The sequence below is a fragment of the Halomonas sp. genome (assembly GCF_052095695.1).
Classification (GTDB): domain Bacteria; phylum Pseudomonadota; class Gammaproteobacteria; order Pseudomonadales; family Halomonadaceae; genus Vreelandella.
The window spans coordinates 1-5,287 of sequence record NZ_JBQDLQ010000143.1 but is presented as its reverse complement, the minus strand read 5'-3'; the positions used below and the strand labels follow the sequence as shown (position 1 = coordinate 5,287).

Below are 5,287 nucleotides of genomic sequence, written 5' to 3'. Positions count from 1 at the left end.
CCTCATCTTGCAAGAAGCGGGCGATCATATCTGCGCCGGAAAGCAGTTCCACTGTGTTTCTCCCCTGGAGGTCTCGAGTGCGAGCCGTACCCACATGGGCACGGTGTCGAGTGCGGCGGTATGCCGCTGCCGGCCAATGCCGGCACCTGATGCCAAACCCTGGCATGTGGCCCGGTTAGGGCCTGCACTCTCATCGGAAACGCTGCTTAATGGCAATATAAATCAGCGTTTCCCTTGCACGGCGGTTTGCCGCGTTGGGGCGTTGGCCAGGCCGAGCGGTTAGCTCGAACCCGGAAGTCCTTCGGCGGGTAAAGGCTTTTGCCTACCCATCGCGCGGGGATGAGGGGTTGCCCGTTAAGTCCGCGCCCGCAAATCAGGAACCGATAAGATTCCATTAGCACCCTCAGCGTGTCAACCTCCGATCAGGTCAAACGCAACAAACATCGCCCCAAGCCATTAAAAAAGCCCCGCCAGCAATGCTGAAGGGGCTTTTTGCTTACTCAATTGCGCGCAAGCAGCAGCATTTATCGTTAGACAAACACCAGCTTGCCGTCTTTTGCCGTGATATGAATGGTATCGCCCGGCGCGAACTTCCCGGCCAGCAGATCCTGCGCCAGCGGATTTTCAATACGCCGCTGAATTGCCCGCTTAAGCGGTCGCGCACCATACACAGGGTCAAAACCCACCACCGCTAGCTGAGCCATAGCATCGTCACTGACCTCAAGCTTCAACTCATGTTCAGCAAGGCGCAGCTTCAAGCGCTCCAACTGAATACCGGCAATGGCCTGAATCTGCTCTTGCCCCAGCGCATGAAACACGACCACTTCGTCGATACGGTTAATCAGCTCTGGCCGGAAGTGATTACCCACCACCTCCATCACCATGTTCTTCATCAGCTCATAGCTACTATTTTTATCAGCACTATCTTTATCAGTACTATCTTTATCAGTACTTTCTGTATCGGCGCCAGTATCACCGCCCATGCGCTGAATAATATCCGAACCCATATTGGACGTCATGACGATCACGGTATTGCGAAAGTCCACGGTGCGGCCCTGACCATCGGTTAAGCGACCATCTTCCAGCACCTGCAGCAAAATATTAAAGACATCGGGATGCGCTTTTTCCACCTCATCTAGCAACAGCACAGAATAAGGCTTACGACGCACGGCTTCGGTTAAGTAGCCGCCTTCTTCATAGCCCACATAGCCCGGAGGCGCGCCGATTAAACGAGCCACGGAGTGTTTCTCCATAAACTCCGACATATCGATACGCACCATCGCGTCTTCGGTATCGAACAAGAAGTTCGCGAGCGACTTACACAGCTCGGTTTTACCCACCCCGGTGGGACCGAGGAATAAAAACGAACCGTTGGGTCGATTAGGGTCCGAAAGCCCGGCTCTAGAGCGACGCACGGCATTAGCCACGGCCTCTACGGCTTCGTCCTGACCAATGACCCGCTCATGCAGCGCGTCTTCCATGCGTAGCAGCTTATCGCGCTCACCTTCGAGCATTTTCGAGACAGGAATACCCGTCCAGCGCGACACGACTTCCGCGATCTCTTCTTCGGTGACATTAGAGCGCAACAGCTGATGACTTGAGGTATCGGCTTCGCCCTCACTGCTTTCAGCAATTTTTTTCTCAAGTGTAGGAATTTTGCCGTACTGAATTTCCGACATACGGCCAAGGTCGCCCTGGCGACGCGCCTGCTCAAGATCAAGGCGCACTTGCTCAAGCTCAGCCTTGAACTGGGCGGCACCTTGAATACTAGCCTTTTCCGCCTTCCAGATTTCATCCAGATCAGCGTACTCGCGCTCTAACTCATGAATCTGATTATTGAGGGCTTCGAGGCGCTTTTTAGACGCGTCATCGGTCTCTTTCTTCAGCGCCTCACGCTCCATTTTGAGCTGAATCAGGCGCCGGTCAAGACGATCCATTGCTTCTGGCTTGGAGTCCAGCTCCATGCGGATACGCGAGGCGGCCTCGTCGATCAAGTCGATAGCTTTATCGGGCAGTTGACGATCGGTGATATAGCGTGTCGATAGCTTGGCCGCCGCAATGATCGCGGAGTCGGTAATATCCACGCCGTGGTGAACTTCGTAGCGCTCCTTTAGGCCACGCAAAATCGCCACGGTATCTTCTTCCGAAGGCTCATCAACCAATACTTTCTGGAAGCGACGCTCCAATGCGGCATCTTTTTCAATGTACTTACGGTACTCATCAAGCGTGGTCGCGCCGACGCAGTGCAACTCGCCACGCGCCAGTGCGGGCTTAAGCATATTGCCCGCATCCATCGCGCCCTCTGCTTTGCCAGCGCCGACCATGGTGTGGAGCTCATCGATAAACAGAATGACCCGCCCTTCTTCCTGAGAAAGCTCTTTAAGTACGGACTTCAGACGCTCTTCGAATTCACCGCGGAATTTGGCTCCGGCTAACAGAGAGCCCATATCCAGCGACAGCACGCGTTTATCTTTTAAGCCTTCAGGCACTTCACCGTTGACGATACGCTGCGCCAACCCTTCGACAATGGCGGTTTTGCCCACGCCCGGCTCGCCGATGAGCACAGGATTGTTTTTAGTACGCCGTTGCAATACTTGGATAGTGCGGCGAATTTCATCGTCACGACCAATGACAGGGTCGAGCTTGCCATCCAACGCCCGCTGAGTGAGGTCCATCGTGTACTTATTGAGCGCCTCTCGCTGGTCTTCCGCGTTCGGATCATCGACCGTAGCGCCGCCACGCAGGCTGTTAATCGCCGTCTCAAGGGCTTTACGATTAATACCGACGTCTTTGAGCAGCTTAGTGAGTGGCGAATTCATTTCTAGCGCCGCAAGCAGCACAAGCTCGCTGGCAATAAACTGGTCGCCGCGCTTTTGCGCTTCGCGATCCGTTAAGTTGAAAAGCTTGATGAAATCGCGCGATGGCTGCACTTCGCCGTCAAACTGCCCCACCTTCGGCAAATTATCCAGCTGCTGCACTAAACCATCGCGCAGACGCGCGCTATTGCCTTCGGCTTTCTCAATCAGCGCTTTAATACCAGTGTCTTTGGTATCGAGCAGGGCAAGCAGCAAATGCGCAGGGTCTAGTTGATTATGGCCGCGGCCAACGGCAAGCGACTGCGCCTGGGCAATCGCGCTTTGGAGCTTGGCGGTAAATTTATCAAAACGCATGGAATTCCTCCTGGGGTAGCCGTGCGCTTGGACGCACCGCGCAGCCCTTTAACGTGTCGTTAGACGTGCTAATAATTTTTAGCTTGACAAGTTAAATGGCGTCATTTCTGCGCTTTTCAAGAGTTAGGCTAACAAACCGCTGACTTATTGAGCCTTCAATCAACGCTAGTCGATCCAAATCACACTGGCCATACGCCCGGTTTTGCCGCCATCGCGACGATAAGAGTAAAAGCGTGACTCGCAGGCGGTACAGAAATGACCGCCGCTGATGTGGGTAATGCCCAATGCCTCTAACCGAAAGCGCGCCAGCCGATACAGGTCGGCCATGTAATGGCCCAGCCGATAAGGGCTGTGATCAAAGGCTTCCGCCGTATCAGGATGAACTGCGACAAAAGCGCCGTAAACCTCAGGCCCCACTTCAAACTGGGCATTAGAAATAGCAGGGCCTAGCCACACCAAAATATCATCAGGGTCGGTATTCATGGCCGCAATGGTTGCTTCTAAAACGCCCCCGGCTAAACCGCGCCATCCTGCGTGAGCAACGGCTACCTGAGTACCGGCACGATTACAAAACATCACCGGCAGGCAGTCAGCTGTCAATACGACACAGGCGTACTCATTGGTAGTCGCGAGCGCCGCGTCTGCATCGGGCGCTTCAACGCCCGGCAATTCCGGTTGATAACCCTGTTGAACGCGCGCGCCATGGGTTTGATTGAGCCATAGCAGCGGCCGCTCATCGCCTATCTCTTTTTGCAACAGCCGGCGACACAGCAACACGTGGTCGGGGTTGTCGCCAACGTGAGCGGCAGGATTAAAAGCGGCAAAGTCACCTTGACTAGGCCCGGCCTCACGCGTGGTGACAAAAGCCCGCACGTTGGCCGGCGCGGGCCAGTCTGGGATTAGCAGCGTGGGCCGTAAATCAATGGCATCGCTCATCTCATGGTCTCGTTATCTTCACGCAGATAGTCCAGCAGCATTAACAAATCATCGGGAAGATCCACCTGAAACGTTAAGGTTTCGCCACTTGCCGGATGCTTAAAAATTAATTTGCGCGCATGTAAAGCCTGACGGGGAAACTCGCGCAGAATCTCCTTCAAAGGTTCAGCGGCCCCAGGCGGCAACTTGGCGCGACCGCCGTACATGGGGTCTCCCACCAAGGGGTACCGGGAGTGTGCCATGTGAACACGGATTTGGTGAGTGCGCCCCGTTTCTAACTTGCAGCGAACGTGCGTGTGGGCACGAAACCGCTCAACCACACGAAAGTGCGTGATGGCGGGCTTGCCCGCCGTCGTCACCGCCTGACGCTTGCGATCTTTCGGATGACGACCAATCGGCGCATCAATGGTGCTGCCTGAAACCGGCTTACCAATCACCACCGCATCGTACTGACGTGACACGCTGCGCGCCTGCATCTGCTCAACCAGCGCCGTTTGCGCAGGCAGCGTCTTGGCCACCATCATCAATCCCGTGGTGTCTTTGTCCAGGCGGTGGACGATGCCTGCACGGGGCACTTGAGCAATGGCCGGATGATGATACAGCAGCGCATTGAGCAGCGTGCCGTCAGGATTACCCGCGGCAGGGTGTACCACCATGCCAGCGGCTTTATTAATCACCATCATAGTGTCGTCTTCATAGACGATATCCAGGGGAATATTCTGCGCTTCAAAGCGCGTATCTTCTTCAATGGTCGCCTGCAGCGCCAGCACTTCATAGCCATGCAGCTTGGCTTTCGGCTTGAGCTGAGCGCCATCTACCGTTAGTTCCCCGCTATTAATCCACGCTTTTAAGCGCTCGCGGGAATAATCGCTGAACAACTCCGCCGCCGCTTGGTCTAAACGCGCACCGGCTAAAGAGGCTGGCACACGCTGCGTGTCTTCAACTATTCGAGACATGAAAAACCTCTTTAAAAACGCAAAAACCCTAGCCAGACGCAAAAATTTAGCTAAAGCATGGCACTATTTTCCAACAACGACACCCGGCGAAACGTCGCTAGGCCTGCGTTTTAGGCCGAGGTGTTTTATAGTGGGTGGACTGCGACCTATACTATCACGGCCATCGCCGCTTTTTTGGTGATTGAGGCTTGTTTGCAACGAGGATGATGATGCGCGTTTTTTCAG

Annotated in this window: 4 protein-coding genes; 1 reads left to right on the top strand and 3 read right to left on the bottom strand. The window is 54.8% G+C overall.

What is annotated here, in order from left to right; genetic code table 11:
- On the top strand, positions 1-283 hold a 283-nt coding region (locus tag ACTH5D_RS17195; RefSeq protein WP_441673377.1), incomplete at its 5' end, for a hypothetical protein.
- A 247-nt stretch (positions 284-530) separates the two neighbouring features.
- On the opposite strand, the gene clpB is transcribed toward ACTH5D_RS17195, so the two are convergent.
- From clpB to rluD, 3 genes are all read right to left on the bottom strand, one after another.
- The gene (clpB, locus tag ACTH5D_RS17190) at positions 531-3,170 is read right to left on the bottom strand and encodes an ATP-dependent chaperone ClpB (protein WP_441673375.1); all 2,640 of its coding nucleotides are present in this window, start codon (positions 3,168-3,170) and stop codon (positions 531-533) included.
- A 165-nt stretch (positions 3,171-3,335) separates the two neighbouring features.
- Positions 3,336-4,106 (bottom strand): peptidoglycan editing factor PgeF, encoded by a 771-nt coding sequence (pgeF, locus tag ACTH5D_RS17185; RefSeq protein WP_441673373.1) that lies wholly within the window; start codon positions 4,104-4,106, stop codon positions 3,336-3,338.
- Entirely contained in the window at positions 4,103-5,062 is a 960-nt protein-coding gene (gene rluD, locus ACTH5D_RS17180) for a 23S rRNA pseudouridine(1911/1915/1917) synthase RluD (protein ID WP_441673371.1), read from the bottom strand. Before rluD ends, pgeF begins: the two co-directional genes overlap by 4 nt.
- Positions 5,063-5,287: the final 225 nt, after the last annotated feature.